The 24,879-nt window shown below is 35.4% G+C and carries 17 protein-coding genes, 1 other RNA gene and 1 other annotated feature; of the genes, 14 read left to right on the top strand and 4 right to left on the bottom strand.

Features of this window, described 5'->3' with window-relative positions; translation table 11 throughout:
* Positions 1–129: 129 nt before the first annotated feature.
* Positions 130–519, bottom strand: a complete 390-nt coding sequence (locus V1503_RS15205; RefSeq protein WP_214480421.1) for a TIGR04086 family membrane protein — start codon at positions 517–519, stop codon at positions 130–132.
* A gap of 401 nt (positions 520–920) precedes the next feature.
* On the opposite strand from V1503_RS15205, the gene V1503_RS15210 reads away from it, so the two are divergent.
* Positions 921–2,210, top strand: coding sequence for an ArsB/NhaD family transporter (locus V1503_RS15210; RefSeq protein WP_214480420.1), 1,290 nt, complete (start codon positions 921–923; stop codon positions 2,208–2,210).
* 292 nt (positions 2,211–2,502) lie between these two features.
* The gene (locus V1503_RS15215; RefSeq protein ID WP_410627988.1) at positions 2,503–3,006 is read left to right on the top strand and encodes a GNAT family N-acetyltransferase; all 504 of its coding nucleotides are present in this window, start codon (positions 2,503–2,505) and stop codon (positions 3,004–3,006) included.
* Between the two features lie 229 nt (positions 3,007–3,235).
* Here the strand turns inward: V1503_RS15215 and spoVB are convergent, their stop codons facing one another.
* On the bottom strand, positions 3,236–4,801 hold the full coding sequence (spoVB, locus tag V1503_RS15220) for a stage V sporulation protein B (RefSeq protein WP_320256769.1): 1,566 nt from the start codon (positions 4,799–4,801) through the stop codon (positions 3,236–3,238).
* Between the two features lie 151 nt (positions 4,802–4,952).
* On the opposite strand from spoVB, the gene V1503_RS15225 reads away from it, so the two are divergent.
* The 6 genes from V1503_RS15225 to dtd all read left to right on the top strand — a co-directional run bounded on the left by V1503_RS15225 (position 4,953) and on the right by dtd (position 14,107).
* Positions 4,953–5,252 carry a post-transcriptional regulator gene (locus V1503_RS15225; protein ID WP_320256770.1) on the top strand — a complete coding sequence of 100 codons (300 nt, stop codon included), beginning with the start codon at positions 4,953–4,955 and terminating at the stop codon, positions 5,250–5,252.
* A 178-nt stretch (positions 5,253–5,430) separates the two neighbouring features.
* The gene (gene secDF / locus V1503_RS15230; protein ID WP_320256771.1) at positions 5,431–7,662 is read left to right on the top strand and encodes a protein translocase subunit SecDF; all 2,232 of its coding nucleotides are present in this window, start codon (positions 5,431–5,433) and stop codon (positions 7,660–7,662) included.
* A 366-nt stretch (positions 7,663–8,028) separates the two neighbouring features.
* Entirely contained in the window at positions 8,029–10,386 is a 2,358-nt protein-coding gene (gene recJ, locus V1503_RS15235; protein WP_410627990.1) for a single-stranded-DNA-specific exonuclease RecJ, read from the top strand.
* On the top strand, positions 10,377–10,889 hold the full coding sequence (locus V1503_RS15240; protein ID WP_214480414.1) for an adenine phosphoribosyltransferase: 513 nt from the start codon (positions 10,377–10,379) through the stop codon (positions 10,887–10,889). The genes recJ and V1503_RS15240 overlap by 10 nt, the downstream gene beginning before the upstream one ends.
* A gap of 555 nt (positions 10,890–11,444) precedes the next feature.
* The gene (locus V1503_RS15245) at positions 11,445–13,646 is read left to right on the top strand and encodes a RelA/SpoT family protein (RefSeq protein ID WP_214480413.1); all 2,202 of its coding nucleotides are present in this window, start codon (positions 11,445–11,447) and stop codon (positions 13,644–13,646) included.
* Positions 13,647–13,660: 14 nt separating this feature from the next.
* Positions 13,661–14,107 carry a D-aminoacyl-tRNA deacylase gene (gene dtd / locus V1503_RS15250; RefSeq protein WP_214480412.1) on the top strand — a complete coding sequence of 149 codons (447 nt, stop codon included), beginning with the start codon at positions 13,661–13,663 and terminating at the stop codon, positions 14,105–14,107.
* Positions 14,108–14,154: 47 nt separating this feature from the next.
* On the opposite strand, the gene V1503_RS15255 is transcribed toward dtd, so the two are convergent.
* On the bottom strand, positions 14,155–15,939 hold the full coding sequence (locus V1503_RS15255; protein ID WP_410627994.1) for an N-acetylmuramoyl-L-alanine amidase family protein: 1,785 nt from the start codon (positions 15,937–15,939) through the stop codon (positions 14,155–14,157).
* A gap of 166 nt (positions 15,940–16,105) precedes the next feature.
* On the opposite strand from V1503_RS15255, the gene V1503_RS15260 reads away from it, so the two are divergent.
* The 5 genes from V1503_RS15260 (at position 16,106) to V1503_RS15280 (ending at position 21,112) form a co-directional block, all read left to right on the top strand.
* Positions 16,106–16,282, top strand: a complete 177-nt coding sequence (locus tag V1503_RS15260) for a hypothetical protein (RefSeq protein ID WP_214480410.1) — start codon at positions 16,106–16,108, stop codon at positions 16,280–16,282.
* A gap of 75 nt (positions 16,283–16,357) precedes the next feature.
* Positions 16,358–16,650, top strand: a binding site (T-box leader).
* 50 nt (positions 16,651–16,700) lie between these two features.
* Positions 16,701–17,972, top strand: a complete 1,272-nt coding sequence (gene hisS / locus V1503_RS15265; protein WP_214480409.1) for a histidine--tRNA ligase — start codon at positions 16,701–16,703, stop codon at positions 17,970–17,972.
* Between the two features lie 10 nt (positions 17,973–17,982).
* Positions 17,983–19,755, top strand: coding sequence for an aspartate--tRNA ligase (gene aspS / locus V1503_RS15270; RefSeq protein ID WP_410627997.1), 1,773 nt, complete (start codon positions 17,983–17,985; stop codon positions 19,753–19,755).
* 64 nt (positions 19,756–19,819) lie between these two features.
* Positions 19,820–20,005: non-coding RNA, 6S RNA (ssrS, locus tag V1503_RS15275), on the top strand.
* A gap of 339 nt (positions 20,006–20,344) precedes the next feature.
* Entirely contained in the window at positions 20,345–21,112 is a 768-nt protein-coding gene (locus tag V1503_RS15280; protein ID WP_214480407.1) for a tRNA threonylcarbamoyladenosine dehydratase, read from the top strand.
* Positions 21,113–21,197: 85 nt separating this feature from the next.
* Here V1503_RS15280 and V1503_RS15285 read toward each other — a convergent pair whose 3' ends face one another.
* Positions 21,198–21,920, bottom strand: a complete 723-nt coding sequence (locus V1503_RS15285; protein WP_214480406.1) for an RsfA family transcriptional regulator — start codon at positions 21,918–21,920, stop codon at positions 21,198–21,200.
* A 340-nt stretch (positions 21,921–22,260) separates the two neighbouring features.
* Here V1503_RS15285 and adhE point away from each other — a divergent pair, with 340 nt between their 5' ends.
* On the top strand, positions 22,261–24,864 hold the full coding sequence (adhE, locus tag V1503_RS15290) for a bifunctional acetaldehyde-CoA/alcohol dehydrogenase (RefSeq protein ID WP_214480405.1): 2,604 nt from the start codon (positions 22,261–22,263) through the stop codon (positions 24,862–24,864).
* Positions 24,865–24,879 lie beyond the last annotated feature (15 nt).

Here is a 24,879-nt window from a genome sequence, read left to right on the forward strand (position 1 = left end):
AAATTCCATCGTTCTAGAAAGAAAAAATGCCGGTATCAATGTTCTTTTCATAGTTTGAAAAATGAATATGACTCCAACCTTTTTTCTTTACCTCATGTAATAACCGAGTAATGATCTTCTTTTACACATTTAAGTTTCTCTTGTTGGTGAGGAGGAAATATTCACTCCTATGATCCCTCCAAAAATAGAAGTAACTAAAAAGCCAGTGTGGAACAACAACTGCTGTAATGTAAAGGGAGAATCGTATCCTAAATATTGTACGAGGAAAACAATGAAAGTATACACAATACTAGTCATCGCACCGACTAGCCATCCTTTTTCTTTTCCTTTACCTCCTGAAACAAATCCTCCAATAAAGACAGCGATGAACCCAACGATTGTAATAACCCAAGAAAGAGACAATTCATTTAAGTTAGTAAACCTAAGAAGTAAGGAAAATAACATGCTCATTCCCAAGACAATAATTAAAATTGTTAATACTCCATAGAGTACTGCTCCACTCATTTTTTTTGTTTCCATTTTCACCATTCCCCTTCCGTATATATTGAACATTCGACTACGCTTTTCTTAATGTCCAGCTCCAACGCCTAACCCCTCGAGCGCACTTCACTATTTGATTCCAAGGCGAGAAATGCCTTCAAAAAAAATTCTTCCAGTGTTTGTCGGGGATAGTCAAAGGCGTCTCCGCTTTTCTTATAGTACGAGCATATTCAGTAAATAAAAAAATAGAATATAAATATTTTTTTGGATAAGCATCATATGATTATAAAGAAGGTGTTCAAAAAGTAGGAGAAAGATAAATAACATAACTGTACTGGAGCTTTATGTACCCATCTATATTCGCTATGAAACATTACAGCTCTTAGTAAGAATTTCTTTTTGAACAAGATATTTAAAGGGGACAAGGAAGGAGAAATGGAATGAGTTCTATGCTTGCTCTCATTATTTTTATTATTTCCTATATCGTCATTATGACTGAAAAGCTAGATCGGACCCTTGTTGCAGGACTTGGGGGAGTAACAATGCTAATAGTGGGGATTTTTGATATTGACGCTGCATTTTTAGAGTATATAGATTGGAATACAATTGCGTTATTGTTTTCCATGATGATTCTCATCTCAATTACGGGTCAAACAGGGGTATTTGAGTATGTTGCGATTGTCGTTGCAAAATTAGTAGGTGGGAAGGCGATTCCATTATTAATCGTTATCTCTTTAATAACTGCGGTTGGGTCTGCATTATTAGCTAATGTTACGACGGTATTACTACTAGTTCCAGTCGTCTTAACGTTAACTAAATTACTACATATCCCTGCTGTGCCTTATTTGATTGTAATTATCATATCATCGAATATAGGTGGGACAGCTACATTAATTGGAGATCCACCGAATATTATGATTGGTCAAGCAGTCAAACATTTAACGTTTAATTCTTTTATTATCCATCTCTCTCCAATCGTCTTAGTCATTTTTACATTAATTATCGGTGGTTTAGCTTTAATTTATGGAAAACAATTACATGTTAAAGAAGAATATAGGCAGCGATTAATGGAAATTGATCCTGTTGAATATTTACAAAAAAATGCTACGTTAGTAAAGGCGTTAACTGTTTTATGTATGACGTTTACTGGATTCATTTTGCATCCATTTTTACATATTGACTTAACTAGCGTGGCATTGGCAGGTGCCCTGTTATTATTATTATTGACCCATAAAGAACACAAACCAGAAGATGTTTTTAAACAGGTAGAATGGGGAACTTTATTTTTTTTCATTGGGTTATTTCTATTAGTAGGCGGGTTAGAAGAGGTAGGTATAATTAATGAAATGGCTAGAGGAATTATGTATTATACAGAAGGAGATTTACCTAAAACAGCCATGTTAATTTTATGGCTAACAGGAATTTTTTCAGGATTTGTAGATAATATCCCATTTGTAGCAGCAATGATTCCAGTTATTGTGGAGTTTCAGGATTATGGAATGACTAATGTTGATCCATTATGGTGGTCGTTAGCGTTAGGAGCTTGTTTAGGAGGAAATGGTACGCTATTGGGGGCATCCTCAAATTTAGTCGTTGCTGGTTTAGCTGCAAAAGCGAAGCAACAAGTGAATTTTCTAGAATTTTTAAAAATAGGGTTTCCAGTTGTTGTAGTGTCACTATTTATTTCATCTATTTATGTTTATTATCGCTATCTAATAGAATTTTTATAAAGCTGGAATACGAACGAAGTTTAGTAGGGCTCTTTTCGTAAATATTGTTCCTCATGTTATCAAATTAGTACGTCGTAGTACAGAAGAAAATTTGCACGAACTTTAGTTGTGTACGTGTTTGGTTCTAAGTACGAAAAACAACAATTAATGCGAAAACAGCCATTGCAAATAAGTTTATGGAAATCATCCTCTGCAAAAGGATGATTTTTTAAAGATTTAATGGGATTTTATGTTAAAATAAAAAATATTTTATATGATGGAAATGAATATAGTAGGAAATGAGGGAGAGATAATGAATATTCGTATTTTGGCTGAGTCTGATGCTCCTATCTATCAAGAATTTAGATTAAAAGCCTTACAAACTAATCCTGAAGCGTTTGGTTCAACATATGAAAGAGAAGTCCAATTTTCAACCGATACCGTTGTAGAGCGAATAAAACCATCTAAAGACAAGTTTGTTTTAGGCTCTTTTGATAATGATGGTTCATTATTTGGAACTGTTACTTTTATTCGTGAAATTAATGTTAAAACTGCTCATAAAGGAAATGTTTTTGGCATGTGTGTAGCTCCCGAGGTTAGAGGGCAAGGTATCGGAAAAGCACTTATTTTGGAACTTATAAAAAAGGCAAAAGGGTGTGAAGGATTAGAACAAATCAATTTAACCGTAGAACATAATAACAACAATGCTAAAAATTTATATGAATCTGTTGGATTTAAAATTTATGGAACAGAGCTTAAATCATTAAAGTTTAATGGTCAATACTTTGATGAAGATTTAATGGTATTTGTTTTATAAGCTCTTCAACTACAAATTTGGGTAATCGAATATTTTATTATTTAGGATAGAAAAGACCGACTTAACAGAAGTCAGTCTTTTTGTGTGAATTGCAATGTGAATCAATAAGTGTTTCTTTTGCGAATTCATATATACTTTGCTTTAAGGATAGCTCTTTTCCTCTATAAGTAGAATAGCTTTAAATACCCTGGATAACGATTGCTAGATGTACATTTTTTTACCTTTTAAATTATTTGCCGCTAGTTGTAAATAATTTTCTTAAAATAGGCACCCGAGCGAGCTCATCAGGTTTGATTAAGTTAAAGATAATTAATAATAGAAAATATGTGAGAGATGTACTAATAATCGCAAATAACGTTCTAAATATTAATGAATCTATAGCTAATAAATAAGAAAATACATAGTGCCCAACAATACCTGAAATGACAATTGTTAAACCCGTTTTTATATAATCCTTTACGTAAAAAGTATAGGAAATGACTTTTAATACTGTAGAAAAATGAAGTAGAGTAACTAGCATCATTGATACGACAATAGCGAGTGCAGCCCCCATTATTCCTATTTCTGGCTGAGTTGCTAAGGCAAATATTGCAGCTAATTTAACGATTGCCCCTATTAAACTATTAATCATAGCGGCTTTTGCCAAATCAAGAGCTTGAAGTGTTGCTTGTAATGGACCTTGAAAATAATGTAAAATAAAAAAAGGAGCCATTAATTTTACATATATTGCTGCATTACTAGTCCCGTACATAATCTCCATAAGAGGTGTGGCAAAAATATAAAGAACTACTACAGCTAAACCTCCAGTAACAAAAGATAGACGTAATGCTTGCTGTAGCCTATATTCCACGATCTGCATTTTGTTATTTGCAGCAGCTTCACTAATGGCAGGTACTAGTGCAACTTGTAATGAATGAGTAATAAAAGAGGGTAAGAACATTAATGGAAGGGCATATCCTGTTAATTCCCCGTATTGTCTTGTAGCAAGAGATATTGAGAGTCCTGCTATAGCGAGGCTTTGGGCAACGACAATGGGTTCAAAAAACCATGAAATTGAACCAATTAATCTGCTTCCAGTAGTAGGCAATGCTATTCTCATCAGCCCATTAAACGTTTCTTTTCCATCTTTCATTGATTTAAAAAAATGGCGTCTAACTTTTATTCTCTTATTTAGCTTAAACATCGTTATCATATAAATAAGCGAAGCAAATTCGCCTATCACTACAGAAATCATTGCACCTGCAGCAGCAAATTCAATCCCATAAGGTAAAAAAGCTTTTGTAAAGACTGCTACGAGCGTAATTCTGACGATTTGTTCTATCACCTGTGAAATAGCTGGTGGTTTCATATTCTGCTTCCCTTGGAAATATCCTCTCATAACCGATGACAATGCAACAATAGGAACAATTGGGGAAATCGCTAACAAAGGATAAAGTGTTCTTGAATCGGTTAATAGCGTATTGGAGAGTAATGGGGCAAATCCAATCATTCCACTTGTAAAAATAACGCTCGTAATAAGAGTAATTGATAACGAGATAACTAATATTTTTTTGATTTTTCTTCTGTCACCAACTGCTTCTGCTTCTGCTACGAGCTTTGATATTGCAACAGGAAGTCCAAGCTGGGTTAAATTAATTGTTAGAATTAATGTTGGCACGGCCATCATATATAAGCCAACGCCTTCTTCACCAATCATTCTAGCAATTACTACTCTGTTAATAAATCCTAGAATTCTTGTTATTAAACCAGCTATAACGAGTATAAGCGTACCTTTCAAAAATGTTTGTTTTGTCATCTTGGTCCCTACCTTCTCAAAAAGGGTGATATCATATACAATTAACTATATGCATGTGGGTTGGCCAAGCATGACAAGTATGGGAAAAGAAATACGAGGTTGTTTCATAACATTTAAACGTTTTCTATTTCTAACGTAGGAGTGGATAATATTGAATAATAAATTGGATGTTCTTGAACAATTTAAAGCAATTTGTCAACCTGCTCTAACGAGTAAATTAGAAGAGTTCTGCATGTTTGGTTATGAAGATGTAACTGAGGAGCAGCTATGGGAGTGCTTAAAGAAAAAAAAGTGGAAGCGTGTAAAAGAAGGAAAGAAACTTTACGAAATGGTAAATGATATTTTGAGCCTTACGATAAGCGAATATATGAGCTATATAACAATTGAAGCATATAAAGCACCAAGTTTATTTAGTGAAGAAGGAAAAGACGTCTTGAATCAACTATTGTAGGCGGGTATATCTTTTATTGAACAATGCATATTTAGTGTGAAATTGACAGGTAGTTAAATATGTTTCATAATTGTTTTGTTAGACAAGGTTACAGACATATAAGATATACATTATTAACGCAAAGAATATTTCTAAGGTGCTTGTGCTTTTTTGTTAATTTTAAGGAGGATTTTTAGTTATGGTAAAAAGAGGTCGCATCGTAGCGTTTTTTTTGCTCGTGCTAGTGATTGGCAGCACGATGGGCTATACGCTAAAAGGAATAACCAACGACATTAAGTTAGGTCTTGACCTACAGGGGGGCTTTGAAGTTTTATATGAAGCTATACCCGTACATGAGGATGAAGAAATAACCAACTCTATTTTAGAAAGTACAGCTGCAGCTCTGGACCGACGTGTGAATGTTTTAGGTGTGAGTGAACCGAGTATTCAGATTGAAGGTACAGATCGAATTCGTGTGCAATTAGCAGGTGTTGAGGATCAAAATAAAGCAAGAGAAATCCTATCAACAGGTGCAAAGTTAACGATTAGAGATGTTAATGACAATATTATGTTAGATGGTACAGACTTGGAAGAGGGGGGTGCGAGTCCATCTTTCGATGAAAATGGAGCGCCGATTGTATCCCTTACAATAAAAGATGCAGATAAATTTGGTCAAGTTACAGAACAAATTTTAAATATGGCTCCAAATAATCAATTAGTTATGTGGCTTGATTTCGAAGAAGGTGTAGACTCATTTGAAGAGTTAAAGAACACCAATAGTAATAAAATTTTATCAGTTGCAAATGTAAATGAAGTATTGAATATTAAAACACCAATGATATCAGGTAACTTTACTGTAGCTGAAACGAAAGAGCTTTCTGATTTGTTGAATGCCGGAGCGCTACCAGTAGATCTAAAAGAGATTTATTCTACATCGGTAGGTGCAAAATTCGGTGAACAAGCAATGGAAAAAACGGTATTTGCGGGGATTGTCGGAATTGCAATCATCTTTATATTTATGATCGGTTATTATCGTTTTCCGGGATTAATCGCAACAATTACTTTAAGCATTTATATTTTCCTCATTTTACTCGTTTTTGATTTAATGAATGGTGTTTTAACTTTACCAGGTATCGCTGCGTTAATCCTAGGTGTAGGTATGGCTGTTGATGCAAATATCATTACATATGAGCGAATTAAGGAAGAAATTAAGCTAGGTAAATCGACGATGTCTGCTTTCCGGGCTGGAAACCGCAGGTCGCTATCAACCATTCTAGACGCTAACATTACTACACTGTTAGCAGCAACAGTATTGTTTGTATATGGGACAAGCTCAGTTAAAGGGTTTGCAACGATGTTAATCGTAAGTATTATCGTCAGCTTTATTACTGCTGTATATGGCTCAAGAATTTTGCTTGGCTTGTGGGTGAATAGCCGCTTCCTAAATAAAAAGCCTAGTTATTTTGGAGTTAAGCAAGCGGATATATTAGATATTGCAGACGTAACAGATGAAACAGAGTTATCGACAAAATTTGATAAGGTTGATTTTGTAAAGCATCGTAAGAAATTTTTCCTATTCTCAGGGGCTATGATTGTAGTTGGAGTGATTCTCCTATTAACAATGAAGCTTAATCTCGGCATAGACTTTGAAAGTGGAACGAGGGTAGAAATAGGTGCTAGTCAATCGCTCACAGCAAAAGAAGTAACTGAAGAGCTTGGTCAGATAGGTTTAGTACCAGATGATGAGATCGTACTTTCAGGAACAAATAATGAAATTGCAGTTGCACGCTTTTTAGGAGTACTTGAGCAAGCTAAAATTAATGAACTAAAGTCTCATTTTATTGACAAATATGGTCAAGAGCCTAATGTAAGTACGGTTTCTCCAACTATCGGTAAGGAACTAGCTCGTAATGCATTCATATCTGTATTGATTGCATCTATAGGTATCATCATTTATGTTACCATTCGGTTTGAAATGACGATGGCGTTAGCAGCCATTGTGGCATTGTTACACGACTCATTTTTCATTATTGCATTCTTTAGTTTAACTAGACTCGAAGTCGATTTAACATTTATCGCTGCGGTCTTAACGATCGTAGGTTATTCGATTAATGATACGATTGTTACATTTGATCGTATACGTGAAAACTATAAGAAGAAAAAGAAAATTAAAACATTTGAAGATCTAGCAGCTGTTGTAAATAAAAGTCTACAGCAAACGTTAGCAAGGTCTATTAATACGGTGCTTACTGTAGTTATTGCTGTAGGTGCATTGTTAATATTCGGAAGTGAATCAATTACAAACTTCTCATTTGCTCTACTGATCGGTTTAGTTGCAGGAACATATTCATCCATGTTTATCGCATCTCAGCTTTGGTTAGTTTGGAAAAGCAAGAAGCTAGGTCTTAGAAATCCTTCAAAACAACAGTAAGAGAACAATTTGAGCTAAAAAAAACGTTTTTTGCAAAGACTCTTTTCGAATACTTTGTTGCTGTTGTTACCAAATTAAACAGCTGCGAAATAACCCTTTGCAATAGCCGTAGTACATGTACTGCGGCTTTTTTTATGTAGGCACTTTTCGTAAACTTTTTTCTTCATAAAATAGAAGAAAAGATGCGACTAAAAATTTATTTTTTATATTAAAAACAACATTCTATATGAAAACAGTCTTATGTATTAAAAAAGGGGTAAGGTTAGAGACAATAAATTAATAAAGTCTGAGCTGGCAATAGATTGAATTTGAAACACAACTAGCTCTCTAGTATAATAGGGCTTGTTTTAATAAAGGGGAGATAGTATGCTACAGTCTAAAACTCGATGGAAAATAAATGAATGTAATGAAGAACAAGTACAGCAGCTTGCCGATGCACTAAGTATTACCCCTCTTGTTGCAAAATTACTCATCAATCGTGGCATAGATACTGTTGAAGATGCTCATGCCTTTCTAAATATAGAAAATCAAGATTTTCATGACCCGTTTTTACTAGAAGATATGGATGTTGCAATTGCAAGAATAAAGAAAGCAATTGAACTTGAAGAACAGATTCTCATTTTTGGTGACTATGATGCAGATGGTGTTAGTAGTACAGCAGTCCTATTATCAACTCTTAATGAAATGGGAGCTAAGGTAGACTTCTATATACCAAATCGGTTCACAGAAGGATATGGTCCGAACGAAGAAGCTTTTAAATGGGCAAAAGAAGAAGGGGTTTCGCTAATCATAACTGTAGATACTGGAATTGCTGCTTTAAATGAAGCGACGGTTGCTGGGGAATTAGGGTTAGATTTAATTATAACTGATCACCATGAGCCAGGTCCTGAGCTTCCTGATGCGTTAGCAATTATCCACCCTAAAAAACCAAATAGTGTATATCCGTGCAAAGACTTGGCAGGGGTTGGTGTTGCATTTAAAGTAGCCCATGCATTACTTGGCGAGGTACCGACATCACTCTTAGGTATTGTCGCCATTGGAACAATTGCTGATTTAGTACCTCTATCAGGAGAAAACCGTCTAATTGCATATAAAGGAATAAAAAAGCTTCAAGTGACATCTAGAAAAGGTATAAAAGAATTATTGAAAGTTTGTCGTGTTGATGCAAATGAAATTAATGAAGATACAATTGGCTTTGCTATTGCACCGAGACTTAACGCAGTTGGTAGGTTAGATTCGGCTGATCCAGCAGTACATTTACTTATGACTGATAATGTAGAGGAAGCCTCCCACCTTGCTAATGAAATAGATTTGTTAAATAAGCAACGTCAGCAGCTAGTAAATAAAACAACAGAAGAAGCGATAAAACAAGTTGAAGAACAATACCCTCTAGACGACAATGCTGTTCTAATTGTTGCAGACGAAGATTGGAATTCAGGGATTATCGGTATTGTTGCCTCTCGTCTTGTGGATAAATTTTACCGTCCAACAATTGTTTTAAGTGTTGATCAGGAAAGTGGACTGGCTAAAGGATCTGCTCGAAGTATTGAAGGCTTTGATTTATTCGCAAATTTATCAAAATGTCGTGATATTTTACCTCATTTTGGAGGCCATCCTATGGCTGCAGGAATGACACTACAACTTGAAGATATTGAAGATTTACGATACCGATTAAATGCTATAGCTCAAGATGTTTTAATCGAAGAGGAATATGTACCAATTACCAATATAGATACCACATGTTCAATAGACGAAGTGACAATTTCAACAATTGAACAAATAGGAAAATTGGCACCATATGGAATGAACAATCCAAAGCCTAAGTTTTTGATAGATAATGTCAATATTAGTGATATGCGCAAGATTGGGACTGATCAAGCACACTTGAAAGTAGTGCTTGAAGAAGCTGGAAGTCAATTAGATACAATTGCTTTTAGATTTGGTTATTTGTATGATGATATATCTCCACTTTCTCGAGTATCTGTCGTAGGAGATTTATCTATTAATGAGTGGAACAATAATCGAAAGGCTCAGTTAATGCTGCAAGATATTAGCGTGAATGAGTGGCAGCTTTTTGATTATAGGGGTACAAAAGATGTAGAAAAATTGATTGAACTTATTCCATCACATAAACTACAGCTAATCATCTTTAACGAGCAAACGATAAGTAAATTACAACTTAGCGAATACGAGAATGTTATTTATAAAGTTGAAGCGCACGATGATGTTATCGACATAAGTTCAAAACACGTTATAATGGTAGACCTACCATCATCGATTGAGCAGATAAGTTTGCTACAACATGCTGGTTTACCTGAACGAATATACGCATTGTTCCACCATGAACAAGATCATTTTTTTACTACAATACCAACTCGAAAACACTTTTCTTGGTATTATCGCTTTTTAGTACAAAAAGGTTCTTTCGATTTGAACCGCTACGCTGAAAAGTTAGCTATTCATAAAGGATGGACAAAAGAAACGATAGAATTTATGTCAAAGGTGTTTTTTGAATTAGAATTTGTTAAAATAGACAATGGATTCATTTCTATATCAAATCATACAGAAAAAAGGGATTTGACTGAGTCAATAACGTATCGCTCAAAACAAGCACAGCTTGAGCTTGAACGTACATTTTCGTATTCATCATATCAACAATTGAAGCATTGGTTTGATAACAATAATAATAAAGGTTCGCAGGAGGCAGTGAACGAATGGATTTAAAAAAGTATGTTACCGTAGTACCAGATTTTCCTAAAGAAGGAATACAATTTAAAGATATCACCACGATTATGGATAAAGGTGAAGTCTATAAATATGCAACAGATCAAATTGTGAAATATGCAAGTGAAAGAAAAATTGATTTAGTAGTTGGACCAGAAGCAAGAGGATTTATTATTGGATGTCCAGTAGCATATGCTTTAGAAGTAGGGTTTGCACCTGTAAGAAAAGAAGGTAAATTACCTCGTGACGTGATAAAGGTAGATTATGGATTAGAGTATGGAAAAGATGTGCTTACGATTCATAAAGACGCGATAAAGCCAGGACAAAGAGTATTAATAACTGACGACTTATTAGCAACTGGTGGTACAATTGAAGCAACAATCAAGCTTGTAGAAGAGTTAGGTGGAGTCGTGGCAGGAATTGCCTTTTTAATCGAACTTTCGTATTTAGATGGGCGAAACAAGATTGATAATTACGATGTTCTTTCATTAATGGAATTTTAAGTTTTTCCACACGCTTAACATAGAATTTAAGAGAGCGCTCATTTTGAAGAGGGCTCTTTTTTCAAGCTTTATCAATTAAATAGGTTCTTTTCGTAAACTTTGTTGCTATTATAAGCTAATTATTACAAAAAATATTGGTTTTACATGGTCATTGTTGTATAGAAGGAAAGATGCCTCGAACTCTAGTTGTGTACGTGTTTGGCTCTTAGTACGAAAAGCAATAATTAATGCGAAAAAAACCATTATATAAGATCAACCTATGTCTATATCTTTCACAAATCCCCCCAAATCGTAAAAAGGTAAAACACCTTCATGGCGATATAATGCTAATGCTTGTCTTTGGGGGTAATGGAGATGCTTGAAATTGTTTTTCAGATGTCTAGCGATCGGACCTAGCCCCGGCTAAAAAGTGGAGTGCATGCTTTTCGGGGAGAGTCATGGATGACGACATTCCGCCATTATCATGTGTCGGCTAGATTTTCCGTTTAATCAATACTTTACATCTACTCGAAATTTCATGATAATAAATACAATACTTATTGTAAAGGTGATATCATGGCTAATGAACATGTGTTAACAGCTGAACAGGTAATTGACAAGGCGAGAGCTTACTTGTCACAAGACGATATTGAATTTATCGCAAATGCATATCAGTTTGCGGAGCAAGCTCATCATGATCAATTTAGAAAATCTGGTGAGCCATATATTATTCATCCTATTCAAGTAGCAGGAATACTCGTAGATTTAGAGTTAGATCCTGCAACGATTGCAGCAGGTTTTCTTCACGATGTTATAGAGGACACTGATACTTCAATTGAAAAAATGACAACTGAGTTTGGCAAAGAAGTTGCTATGCTTGTAGATGGTGTAACAAAGCTCGGTAAAATTAAATATAAATCTCATGAACAACAACAGGCTGAGAATCACCGAAAAATGTTTGTTGCTATGGCAAAGGATATTCGCGTAATTTTAATAAAACTAGCAGATCGCTTGCATAACATGCGTACATTAAAGCATTTACCACATGAGAAGCAAATGCGTATATCAAATGAAACTCTTGAAATTTTCGCCCCATTGGCTCATCGCCTTGGAATATCAAAAATAAAATGGGAGCTAGAAGATACTGCTTTACGATATTTAAACCCCCAGCAATACTATCGCATTGTGAACTTGATGAAGAAAAAACGGGCTGAAAGAGAGCAATACTTAGCTGAAACGATACAGGACTTAAAAACAAAGATAAATGATGTATCGATTAAGTCAGAAATATATGGACGCCCTAAACATATTTACAGTATTTATCGAAAAATGATTCTACAAAATAAACAATTTAATGAAATCTATGATTTGTTGGCTTTGAGGATTATTGTAAATAGCATCAAGGATTGCTATGCGGTCTTAGGCATTATTCATACGTGTTGGAAGCCTATGCCTGGCAGGTTTAAGGATTATATAGCAATGCCAAAGCCTAATATGTACCAGTCTCTTCATACGACTGTTATAGGCCCTAAAGGTGAGCCTATGGAAGTACAAATACGAACGACTGAAATGCATCAAATCGCAGAATTCGGGATAGCGGCCCATTGGTCATATAAAGAAGGTAAAGCTGTTAGTGATAAATCCTCATTTGAAACGAAAATGACTTGGTTCCGGGAAATTTTAGAGTGGCAAAATGATGCAACAAATGCTGAAGAATTTATGGAATCTTTAAAGATTGATTTGTTCTCGGATATGGTATATATCTTTACACCAAAGGGCGATGTAATCGAATTACCATCTGGTTCGGTTCCTATTGATTTTGCTTATCGTATTCACTCAGAAATTGGTAATAAGACAATTGGTGCAAAAGTTAACGGAAAAATGGTAACACTTGATTATAAATTAAGAACAGGTGACATCATTGAAATATTAACATCGAAGCATTCTTATGGTCCAAGTCAAGACTGGTTAAAGCTTGCTCAAACTTCTCAAGCGAAAAATAAGATTCGACAATTTTTCAAGAAGCAGCGACGTGAAGAGCATATTGAAAAAGGGCAGGAACTTATTGAGAAAGAAATTAAGAATCTTGAGTTTGACGTGAAAGAAGTATTATCACCAGAAAATTTAAAGGTTGTTGCTGAAAAGTTCAACTTCAATAATGAAGAAGATATGTATGCAGCTGTTGGATTTAATGGAATTACAGCTGCTCAAGTTGTTACGCGTCTTACCGATAAATGGCGCAAAAAGAAAGACGATGAACTAGAGAAGAATATTACAGAAGCTGCATCGGAAGTAAGACAAATTCCTATTCCTCAAGCAAAAAAACGTGATGCAGGAGTTCGTGTGCAAGGAATTGACAACTTGCTCATTAGATTATCAAAATGTTGTAATCCTGTTCCAGGTGATGAAATTGTTGGCTTTATAACAAAAGGACGAGGTGTTTCCATACACCGTGCTGATTGTCCCAACATTAATACTGAAGATGCTGAGAAAAGACTTATTCCTGTCGAGTGGGAAGGTCATGCTAAAGAAAGTCGCGAATACAATGTTGAGATTGAGATAACAGGATTTGATCGTAGAGGTCTGCTTAATGAAGTTCTGCAGGCGGTTAATGAATCAAAAACGAACATTTCATCTGTCACAGGGAAAACAGACCGTAATAAAATGGCAATGATAAATATGGCCATTTTTATAAAAAACATTAGTCATTTACAAAAAGTAGTAGAGAGAATTAAGCAGATTCCTGATGTTTATTCTGTTAGAAGGATCATGAATTAGAGAGGATTAACGATATGAGAGTAGTCGTCCAACGCGCTAAAAACGGAAAGGTCATCGTAAATGAACAAACAGTTGGCCAAGTTTCTCATGGGCTTTTATTGCTAGTAGGTGTAACGCATACCGATACAGAAGAAGATGCCAAATATTTAGCTGAAAAAATTGTTAATCTTCGAATATTTGAAGATGACAATGGAAAAATGAATCTTTCATTATTAGATGTCGGTGGGCAAGTACTATCTGTATCACAATTCACATTATATGGTGATTGCCGTAAAGGACGGAGACCTAATTTCATGGAAGCAGCTAAACCTGAGCAGGCGAAAGCCATTTATGATTTTTTTAATAAACAATTAATGAACAATGGTGCTATTGTTGAGACAGGTCAATTCGGAAAAATGATGGATGTTGACTTTATCAATGATGGTCCAGTGACATTAATCATTGATAGTGAGAGAGCGTAAATGAAGAGGTTGTCCAGAAAGTCATTGAATGACTTTCTGGACAACCTCTAATTGTTATTAAAATATTGTGCGAGCCCATAATAGAGTGCATTGCCTATCGCTTCTTGAAAGTGTGTTGAATTGATCATTAATTCTTCTTCATTATTGCTTAAAAACCCTAATTCGAGAAGGGCTGATGGCTGCTTGTTTTCTCTTAATACATGATAATTGCCAAATCGGGCACTTCGGTCATTTAAATTAGTATAATTAATAAGTTGTTCATGTAAAGATACTGCTAATTGTTTATCCTTTGTTTCGTCATAGTAAAATGAAGTAATGCCACTTACCCCTCTATCAGTAGTACTGTCGTAATGTAAACTAATAAAGGCATCAGCATTATAGTAATGTGAAATACTTACTCTGTTTCTTAACGATACGTAAATATCTTCTTCTCTAGTTAAAAAGACTGTAGCTCCTGCAGCAGTTAGCTTGTCTTCTAAGATGTTTGCAGTCCTAACAGTAATGTTCTTTTCGAGCGAACCTTTCAAACCAGTTGTTCCGCCGTCACGTCCACCATGTCCAGGGTCGATGACGATAATTTTATCCTTTAAATATTGTTCAATGCCACTTTTTTCTATAATGGGTACGTTAGTAGATGCTTTGACAATCCAGCCTGCAACATAGGCAGTACTTTCATTAGGTAGTTGAATTTTATACCAATCTCCATCAATATCAAGGATTGGATAAGTATCACCTTCATTTGCACGTACGACTATTTTTGCAGTCGTTGATGGCTTATCTCGTAAATTTGTACCATTATGTAAAATACGAACAGTATTTTCTTTCTCTTTAGGTTCGTTTACCGTGTTAGGGTTATTTTGTTCTTCTAAAAGCTTGACGTACCAGCTAGCAACCCAGCCTTCACCTCCGAGCCAATTGATTTTATACCACTTGTTATTTTCTTCTAATATGAGTACCTCTTCTCCTTGAGGTATATTACCTACAATGTCTCCATCTAATGAATAATTGCTCCTTACGTTAAGTGTCGTTGCTGTTACTACACCTTTTATATCTGTGTGTTGCTGCTCCTCATGTTCTGAATCAGAACCATCGGTGTGCTCGTTTGGGTTTAATGTGTCAATTTCCTGTTGTTGTTTATTAATAAAATTGACAAATGATCGATGAATCCAGCCAGAAGTATTCATGTATGAAATTTCAAGCCAATTCTCTTGCTCACTTAATATTGCATTTTCTTCTCCGTTATGAAGCTGGCCGATAATTTCTGACTCTAGAGAAGGTTCACTTCTAACATTTAAGCTATCCACAGATATTTGAGCAATGATTTGTGCTTGTTCCATAGGAGTGGATAAATCAGAATCAGATAGTGACAAGTATTGTGAAGAGACCCATCCAACTTGACTGGCAAATGAAACTTTTGTCCAATCCACTTGTTGCTCAATTACATTAGCATGATCACCCTGATTCATCGAACCAATAATTTCAAAATTACTTCCTGGACCTTGTCGTATACGTAGCTCATCTACAATTGCAGTAACTTTTGATGTCGAGCTATATTTTTCTGTAGTGAGATTTTGGGTGACCAGCCATGAGGCCACCCAACCAGTTTGTTGATTTGGTAATTGTATTTGAATCCAATCGTCTTTTGTAGCTATTAATGTAAAGTGTTCATCCTGTTTAACATTTGTAATGACCTCATATGATAAACCAGGTCCTGTACGCACATTTAATGATGGAACATTCACTGCTATTGTTTCTGTTTCAGCATAAGTAATTTTATTATTAGGTATAAGAATAACAAGAATTAGGACAAATAAACATATCTTCTTGAACAAACAATGTACCTCCTCTATTAGCTTTTTGCCATCTTTACTCTTTCGCTAATTTTTTTATATTTCCTTGTATATTTAATGAAATATTTTCAGCCAGAAGGGAAAACTACAATTATTACGTAGAGAAATATAAATGCAGTAGAAAATGGTGTGGAAAGGAAGTTTTATTGTGAGATATAGTGAGAAAAGTGCGATTAGTGGAAAAGAAGGCAATCAATTATTCGGTGTGGACTTCCATGACTTTATTCAAAGAGAGAATGATTCTACATTAATAGAATTGGCGTCGGAGTATGGATTAGCAGTGAAAGATATAAAAAAACTAAAAAAACACTTGCATAGATCATAATAATTATCGAATTCTCTTGACAAGTTTTCTGTTCATACGTATGATAATATAAAATTCTTTCTGAAAATAATATTGAAGCAACCAGTGAAAGAGAATAGTAGTTAAGGGTTCACATGAAAAGAGAAGAAGTGCCATTAGGCTGAAAGCATTTCGTCATGCTGACTTAACGAATGAACACTCTGGAGGTTTCTCTCTGAAAAATTATTAATTGTTAACTGAAAATGGTCAAGAGTTTCTTGAACGTTTACAAGTAACAAGGTTTGACTAGGAGAAGGACGTAATCAGGCGTTAACTGACTAAGTGGAAGCAGATGAATAATGCTTCAACTAGGGTGGCACCACGGGTAAATGATAACTCTCGTCCCTACGAATAGTAGGGATGGGAGTTTTTTATTTTGGTTAATTTAGGAGGAAAATGTATGTCTTATCAAATACCAAGGGGAACACAAGATATTCTCCCGGATGAAGTTGAGCGCTGGCAATATGTTGAAGAAAAAGCTAGAGAGTTGTGTGGGAAATATAATTACAAGGAACTCCGGACGCCAGTTTTTGAACATACAGAGCTATTTGCTAGAGGGGTAGGAGAAACAACAGATATCGTCCAAAAAGAGATGTATACATTTGAGGACAGAGGACAAAGGAGTTTAACATTAAGGCCTGAGGGCACAGCATCGGTTGTTCGAGCTTTTGTAGAAAAAAAGATGTACGGGAGTCCTAATCAGCCTACAAAACTATTTTATATTGGCCCAATGTTTCGTTACGAAAGACCGCAATCAGGAAGGTTTCGTCAATTTGTTCAATTTGGCATAGAAGCGCTCGGAAGTAATGACCCAGCAATTGATGCTGAAGTAATTGCAATAGCAATGGACTTATACAAAAGCTTAGGGCTTACAAATTTAAAACTTGTTATCAACAGCTTAGGTGATCAAGAAAGTAGAGTGGCTCATCGTGATGCCCTTATTAAGCACTTTGAACCTAAAATTGATGAGTTTTGCACCGATTGTCAAACCAGATTAGAGAAAAATCCGTTAAGAATTTTAGATTGTAAAAAGGATCAAGGTCATGAATTGATGAATTCAGCACCTTCCATATTGGAATATTTAAATGATGAATCAAAAATATATTTTGATAAGGTTCAGACGTATTTAACAAGCCTACACATTCCCTTTGAAGTAGACGCTCGCCTAGTACGAGGACTTGATTATTATAATCATACCGCATTTGAAATAATGAGTAATGCAGAAGGCTTTGGCTCCATTACAACTTTATGTGGTGGGGGTAGATATAACGGTTTAGTACAGAGTATTGGTGGGCCAGAAACTCCTGGTGTAGGGTTTGCGCTAAGTATAGAACGACTGTTAGCAGCAATCGATGCCGAGAAGATACAGCTTCCAATAACGAGTCACATCGATTGTTACGTTGTTACGCTAGGAGAAAAAGCGAAGGATATGTCCGTCTCCCTAGTACATCAATTACGGAATGCTGGATTAATTGCGGAGAAAGATTATCAAGATAAGAAATTAAAAGCTCAATTCAAAGCGGCTGACAGGTTACAAGCAAAATTTGTCGCTGTATTAGGTGACGAAGAGATAGAGAGAAACGTAATTAATGTAAAAAATATGAGTACTGGTGAACAAAGTGAAATAAATCTGAATGATTTTACGTCATATGTAATGGAAAACATACAATAGGGGGATTCTTATGTTTGGAAGATCATATTTTTGTGGGCAAGTAACAGAGCAGGCAATTGGAGAAAAAGTAAAATTAAAAGGGTGGGTACAAAAAAGACGTGACCTAGGTGGCTTAATATTTGTTGATTTACGTGACCGTACGGGGATCGTTCAAGTAGTATTTAATCCAGAAATGTCTCCTGAAGCATTAAGTATAGCAGAGAAAGTAAGAAATGAATTTGTTCTTCATATAGAGGGTAATGTAGTTGCTCGTGAAGAGGGCACGATTAACGAAAACCTTAGTACTGGAAAAATTGAAGTACACGCAGAACAAATTACAATCATTAATTCAGCAAAAACACCTCCTTTTGTAATTGCTGATCAATCAGAGGTTTCTGAAGATACCCGCTTAAAGTATCGCTACCTAGATTTTCGAAGACCAGTCATATTTGATACGTTAAAAATGCGCCATAATATTACGAAATCAATTAGATCATATTTAGATGATGAAGGGTTTTTAGATATTGAGACGCCAATTCTAACAAAGAGTACACCAGAAGGAGCGCGTGATTATTTAGTACCTAGTCGTGTTCATGAGGGTGAGTTTTATGCTTTACCACAATCACCTCAATTATTCAAACAATTGTTAATGGTAGGTGGCATCGAAAAATATTATCAAATTGCACGTTGTTTCAGAGATGAAGATTTACGAGCAGATCGCCAACCTGAATTTACCCAAATTGATATCGAAACTTCCTTTATGGATCAAGAGGATATTATTTCGATGACAGAGCAAATGATGTCAAAAGTCATGAGTGATGTTAAAGGTCTTGAAGTATCGCTTCCGTTTCCACGCATGACCTATGACGAAGCTATGGATAGATTCGGTTCTGATAAACCTGATACGCGCTTTGAGATGGAGTTAATAGACTTATCGGAACAAGTTCAGGACTGTGGATTTAAAGTGTTTTCAGGGGCTGTTAATTCAGGTGGCCAAGTCAAGGCACTTAATGTGAAAGGTGCTGCGACCTCCTTTTCTCGAAAAGATATTGATGCTTTAGCTGATTTTGTTAGTGTTTATGGCGCAAAAGGGTTAGCTTGGCTAAAAGTTGAGGAAGAAGGGCTTAAAGGTCCAATTGCAAAGTTTTTCAGTGAAGAAGAACAAAATGGCTTTATTTCTTCTTTAGAAGCTGTTGCAGGAGACTTATTATTATTCGTCGCTGATAAAAAAGCAGTTGTGGCAGATGCTCTTGGTGCATTGCGCATAAAGCTAGGAAAAGAACTAAACTTAATTGTTGAAAATAAATTTAATTTCCTGTGGGTAACAGACTGGCCTTTATTAGAGCATGATGATGAAGAAGGGCGTTATTACGCAGCACACCATCCTTTTACAATGCCTGCTCGAGAAGATATTGAATTGTTAGATACAGACCCTTCTCGCGTAAAAGCTGTTGCATATGATTTAGTGTTAAACGGCTATGAATTAGGTGGAGGGTCACTGCGTATATATGAAAGAGAGTTACAAGAAAAAATGTTTAAAGCTTTAGGCTTTACAGAGGAAGAAGCTAACGAACAATTTGGCTTTTTGATGGAAGCATTTGAATATGGGACACCACCTCACGGAGGTATAGCTTTAGGCTTAGATCGAATTGTCATGATCTTAGCAGGTCGTTCTAATCTACGTGATACGATTGCTTTTCCGAAAACTGCTAGTGCTAGCGATTTACTAACAGACGCACCTGGAGAAGTAAGCATCGAACAATTAGCTGAACTTAACTTAGCGTTAACTGTGAAAAAAAGCTAATATGTCCAATATTTCCTCAACTTGATAACTGTAAATTGGTGTGATATTATAATAACAGAACTTGAAAGTCCTGATGTGTTCGTCTTATAACCTATTGTTTTGACCGAACAATAAGTTATACGGGAGCTTGAGTTTTCAAACGGCGTACATGCCTTCTGGATTATAAGGACGTACTAACATTTGGAACAGGGCACCCACCTGCGGAGTGCGGGATCAAAACGAAGGCATCGACGGCACAATTGGGACTTCCGTTCCGTTATAATAAAATAAAAAAGGTATACCCTATACATGATGTATAGGGTTTTTGTAGCTATTTAGAGTACATAAATGCCATACATTTGTAACAGACGTAGCTTGATGATCTTACAATGGGCTGTTTTGCTAAGAAATAAACGTGCCCCCAGTTAAAGTTCGTAGCAGCTTTTGTTCTAGATAACGACGGCAACGTTACAAAAAAACTTTTTTCCAAGACTGTTACATTTTGTATTTTGTCGAAAAAATGATCTTCAAATCTTGTATTTCTTATAATTTATGATATTATTTTTATCGGAAAACATTGAATAAGTTTGTGACAAACGGAGTTGAGAATATGTTACATCAATTTTCTAGAAATGAATTAGCGATTGGGATAGAAGGATTAAACATTTTAAAAAATAGCACAGTGGCAGTACTTGGAATTGGTGGTGTAGGTTCATTTGCAGCTGAAGCACTAGCTCGATCTGGTGTAGGAAGGCTTGTATTAGTTGATAAGGATGATGTCGATATTACAAATGTAAATCGACAAATTCACGCTTTACTCTCAACTGTCGGTAAGCCAAAAGCTGACCTCATGAAGGACCGTATAAAAGATATTAATCCAGAATGTCAAGTGATTGCGTTGAAAATGTTTTATACAGAGGAGACGTATGAGGAATTTTTTAGTTATGGAATAGATTTTGTTATAGATGCGTCTGATACGATTTGTTATAAAATCCATTTAATGAAGGAATGCTTGCAGAGGAAGATTCCAATTATTTCAAGTATGGGTGCAGCAAATAAAATGGACCCTACACGTTTTAAAATAGCTGATATTTCCAAAACTCACACTGATCCCATTGCAAAAGTTATTCGAACGAAGTTAAGAAAAGAGGGTATCCGTAAGGGGATTAAAGTAGTATTTTCTGACGAGAGTCCTATTGTGATTCGGGAAGATATTCGCAAGAAAATTGTACCTGATGAAAATACACCTATTAGAAAAGCTAAAATGCCACCATCATCCAATGCTTTTGTTCCATCAGTAGCAGGGCTAATAATGGCAAGTCACGTGGTTACTGAATTGTTAACAGATATACCAATTAAACGAGTAAATCAGGGCTAAAAATACTCTACATTTATCTGATATCGACTTGGTTCTTCTCGTTCCGACAATGACAAAAACGTGGTCTAAAGATAGACCACGTTTTTTACTTAGCTAATTGTTCTAAGTTTCCGTTTTTATCCATTCTAAAAGCTGGAGAAGGTCTTTCTTCATTATCATCAAATAAAACCATTTTCCGTGCTCGATCCATAATTTGTACTAATGCTTGATAGTCTTCTTGTATCATAGATTGCTTTTCGGACATTTTTTCAAGCTTTATAACTAGTTCTTTATTTTGCTTTGAAAGAGTTTGGTTTTCTTGTTGTAATTGTACATTTTCCTGCTGCAATCTCATTGAATGTTGATCTTGTACTTTAAGTTCTTTTAAATAAGAAATGCAATCTTCTAGAGATATTGAATTTGATCCAGCTGATGGCTCTATAGGTGGAACTGATGTCGTCACTGGCGTAGTCAACAACTCTGTCGTGAACTCATTATTTAGATTATAGCTCTCTACTGGATGGTTATCATCAACTGTAGTAATCTGTGGTAGTGAAATTGTACTAGGAAGCTCATCTTGCTTCTTTAATCTGTCTAACGCTCTCTTTCTTTCTTTTCTTTGCTTTTTCGCAATGGCGATAGCTTGATCATACTTTCCTCTTACTTCCGCGTTCCACCGAAATCCACAAGCAGCAGAAGTTCGGTTAAGCTTATCACCAACTTCTTCGAAGGCTGATAACTGAGTTCCACCTTCACGAATATAGCGAAGTACTGTTTCTGCGAGTAATAGGTCTTCTTCATGAGACCATGCATCTTGACGAACTTTCACATAAACACTCCTATCTTCTGAAAAATTTAATTTACTATATAGTAGATTTTCTATTAATAGAATGGACGGCTATTATAATTTTTATACATTTACTAGTTTTTTTAAGGATTAAAAGGAGTAAAAGTCGAGGATATCAGTTTAATAATATATGTGAAATTATTCACAATGTCGTCAAATTTAATGTAACTATTCGCAACATATCGATAGTATAATAAACGTGTAAGATAGTTAGTTAATAAATTTAGTAAAAAACGTAAAGTATCAAGTAAGTTGCTTTTTTTTAACATTCACATGTGAAAACATTCACAAACTTTAAGCGAGAAATTAGGAGGAGTTTCAAATGGCTGTTGAAGAAAAAGTATTAAAACAACAACAAGATGTTTCAAAAATGATTAATTCTTTAGTTGATCGTGGTTCTAAAGCTTTAAAGGAATTTCGCAATTATGATCAAGAAATGATCAATGACATAGTAAAAGAAATGGCTTTAGCAGGATTAGATCAACATATGCACTTAGCTAAGCTAGCAGTTGATGAAACAAAACGTGGTGTTTATGAGGATAAAATTATTAAAAACATTTTTGCTACTGAATATATTTATCATAACGTTAAATATGATAAAACTGTCGGCATTATTAATGATAATGAACACGAAGGTGTAATCGAAGTTGCAGAGCCAGTAGGTGTTGTTGCTGGTGTAACACCAGTGACAAATCCAACATCAACAACGATGTTTAAAGCAATTATTGCAATTAAAACTAGAAACCCAATTATTTTTGCTTTCCATCCATCTGCACAAAAATGTAGTAGTGAAGCAGCAAGAATTCTTCGTGACGCAGCAGTAAAAGCAGGAGCGCCTGAAGGTTGTATTCAATGGATAGAAACGCCATCTATCGAAGCAACAAAACAATTAATGAATCATGATGGGGTTGCGATCGTCTTAGCGACAGGTGGCCCAGGAATGGTTAAATCAGCTTATAGTACTGGTAAACCTGCGTTAGGTGTAGGTGCTGGTAACGTACCTTGTTATATTGAAAAATCTGCTGAGGTGAAACGTTCTGTAAATGATTTAATTTTATCAAAAACATTTGATAATGGTATGATTTGTGCTTCTGAACAAGCTGTTATTATCGATAAAGAAATTTATGATGAAGTGAAAAAAGAAATGATATATCATTCTTGTCACTTCTTATCAGAAAACGAAAAGAAAAAAGTAGAAAAACTTGTTATTGATGAAAACAAATGTGCTGTTAATCCAAACATCGTTGGTAAACCAGCTTATGAAATCGCAAAAATGGCTGGTGTAGAAGTACCCAAAGATACTAAAATTCTAATCGCTGAATTAAAAGGTGTAGGTGAAGCTCACCCACTTTCAAGAGAAAAGCTTAGTCCAGTACTAGCTTGTTATAAAGTTAATAATACAGAGGAAGGGATTACTCGTGCAGAAGAAATGCTAGAGTTTGGAGGTCTAGGTCACTCTGCTGTAATCCATTCTGAAGACCAAAAAACCATAGAAGCTTATGGAAAACGTATGAAGGCATGTCGTGTCATTGTGAATGCTCCATCTTCACAAGGGGCAATCGGAGATATTTATAATGCATATATTCCTTCATTAACATTAGGTTGTGGATCTTACGGTAAGAACTCTGTATCTTCAAATGTTGGAACAGCGAACTTATTAAATATCAAAAAAATTGCGAAAAGGAATGTCAATATGCAATGGTTTAAGCTTCCACCAAAAGTTTACTTTGAAAAGCATTCTACTCAATATTTAGCAAAAATGCCTGAAATCTCAAAAGCTTTGATTGTAACGGACCCAGGTATGGTGAAGCTTGGCTATGTTGATAAAGTTCTTTATTATTTACGTAAACGTCAAGATTACGTCCATTGTGAAATTTTCTCAAATGTTGAGCCAGATCCATCTATTGAAACTGTGATGAAGGGTGCAGAAATGATGAAAGAATTCCAACCTGATGTCATCATTGCACTTGGCGGTGGATCAGCGATGGATGCTGCAAAAGGAATGTGGTTATTTTACGAACACCCAGAAACAACGTTCCATGGCTTAAAACAGAAGTTTTTAGACATTCGTAAACGTACGTTCAAATATCCTAAACTAGGAAACAAAGCTAAATTTGTTGCAATACCAACAACTTCAGGAACTGGATCTGAGGTAACACCATTCTCTGTTATTACAGACAAGAAAAACAATGTCAAGTATCCGTTAGCAGATTATGAGTTAACACCAGATGTTGCAATCGTAGATCCACAGTTTGTTATGACAGTTCCGAAGCACGTAACTGCAGATACTGGTATGGATGTTCTAACACATGCGATTGAAGCTTACGTTTCTAATATGGCAAATGATTATACGGATGGTTTAGCGATTAAAGCTATTCAACTAGTATTTGAATATTTACCAAAAGCTTATCATAACGGTGCAGATGAACTTGCAAGAGAGAAAATGCACAATGCATCTACAATTGCAGGTATGGCATTTGCAAATGCATTCTTAGGTATTAATCATAGCTTGGCACATAAAATGGGTGCAGAGTTCCATATTGCACACGGTAGAGCAAATACATTATTAATGCCACATGTTATTCGTTTCAATGCAACAAAACCGAAAAAGTTTACAGCATTCCCTAAATATAAACATTTCATTGCTGATCAACGTTATGCTGAAATTGCTAAAGCATTAGGTTTACCAGCACGTACAACTGAAGAAGGTGTAGAGAGCTTAATCCAAGCGGTAATTAAATTAGCGAAAGAACTAAATATTCCTATGAGTTTACCTGAGAATGGTGTAGATAAAAAAGAATTTGAAGAAAAAGTGGCAATTTTGGCAGACAGAGCATTTGAAGATCAATGTACACCAGCAAATCCAAAGTTACCATTAGTTACCGAGTTAGAAGAAATTTATCGTCAAACATTCAAAGGAGTATAATTTGGGGGGATTAGG

Source organism: Nanhaiella sioensis, assembly GCF_046557775.1.
GTDB classification, from domain to species: Bacteria; Bacillota; Bacilli; order Bacillales; family SM2101; genus Nanhaiella; species Nanhaiella sioensis.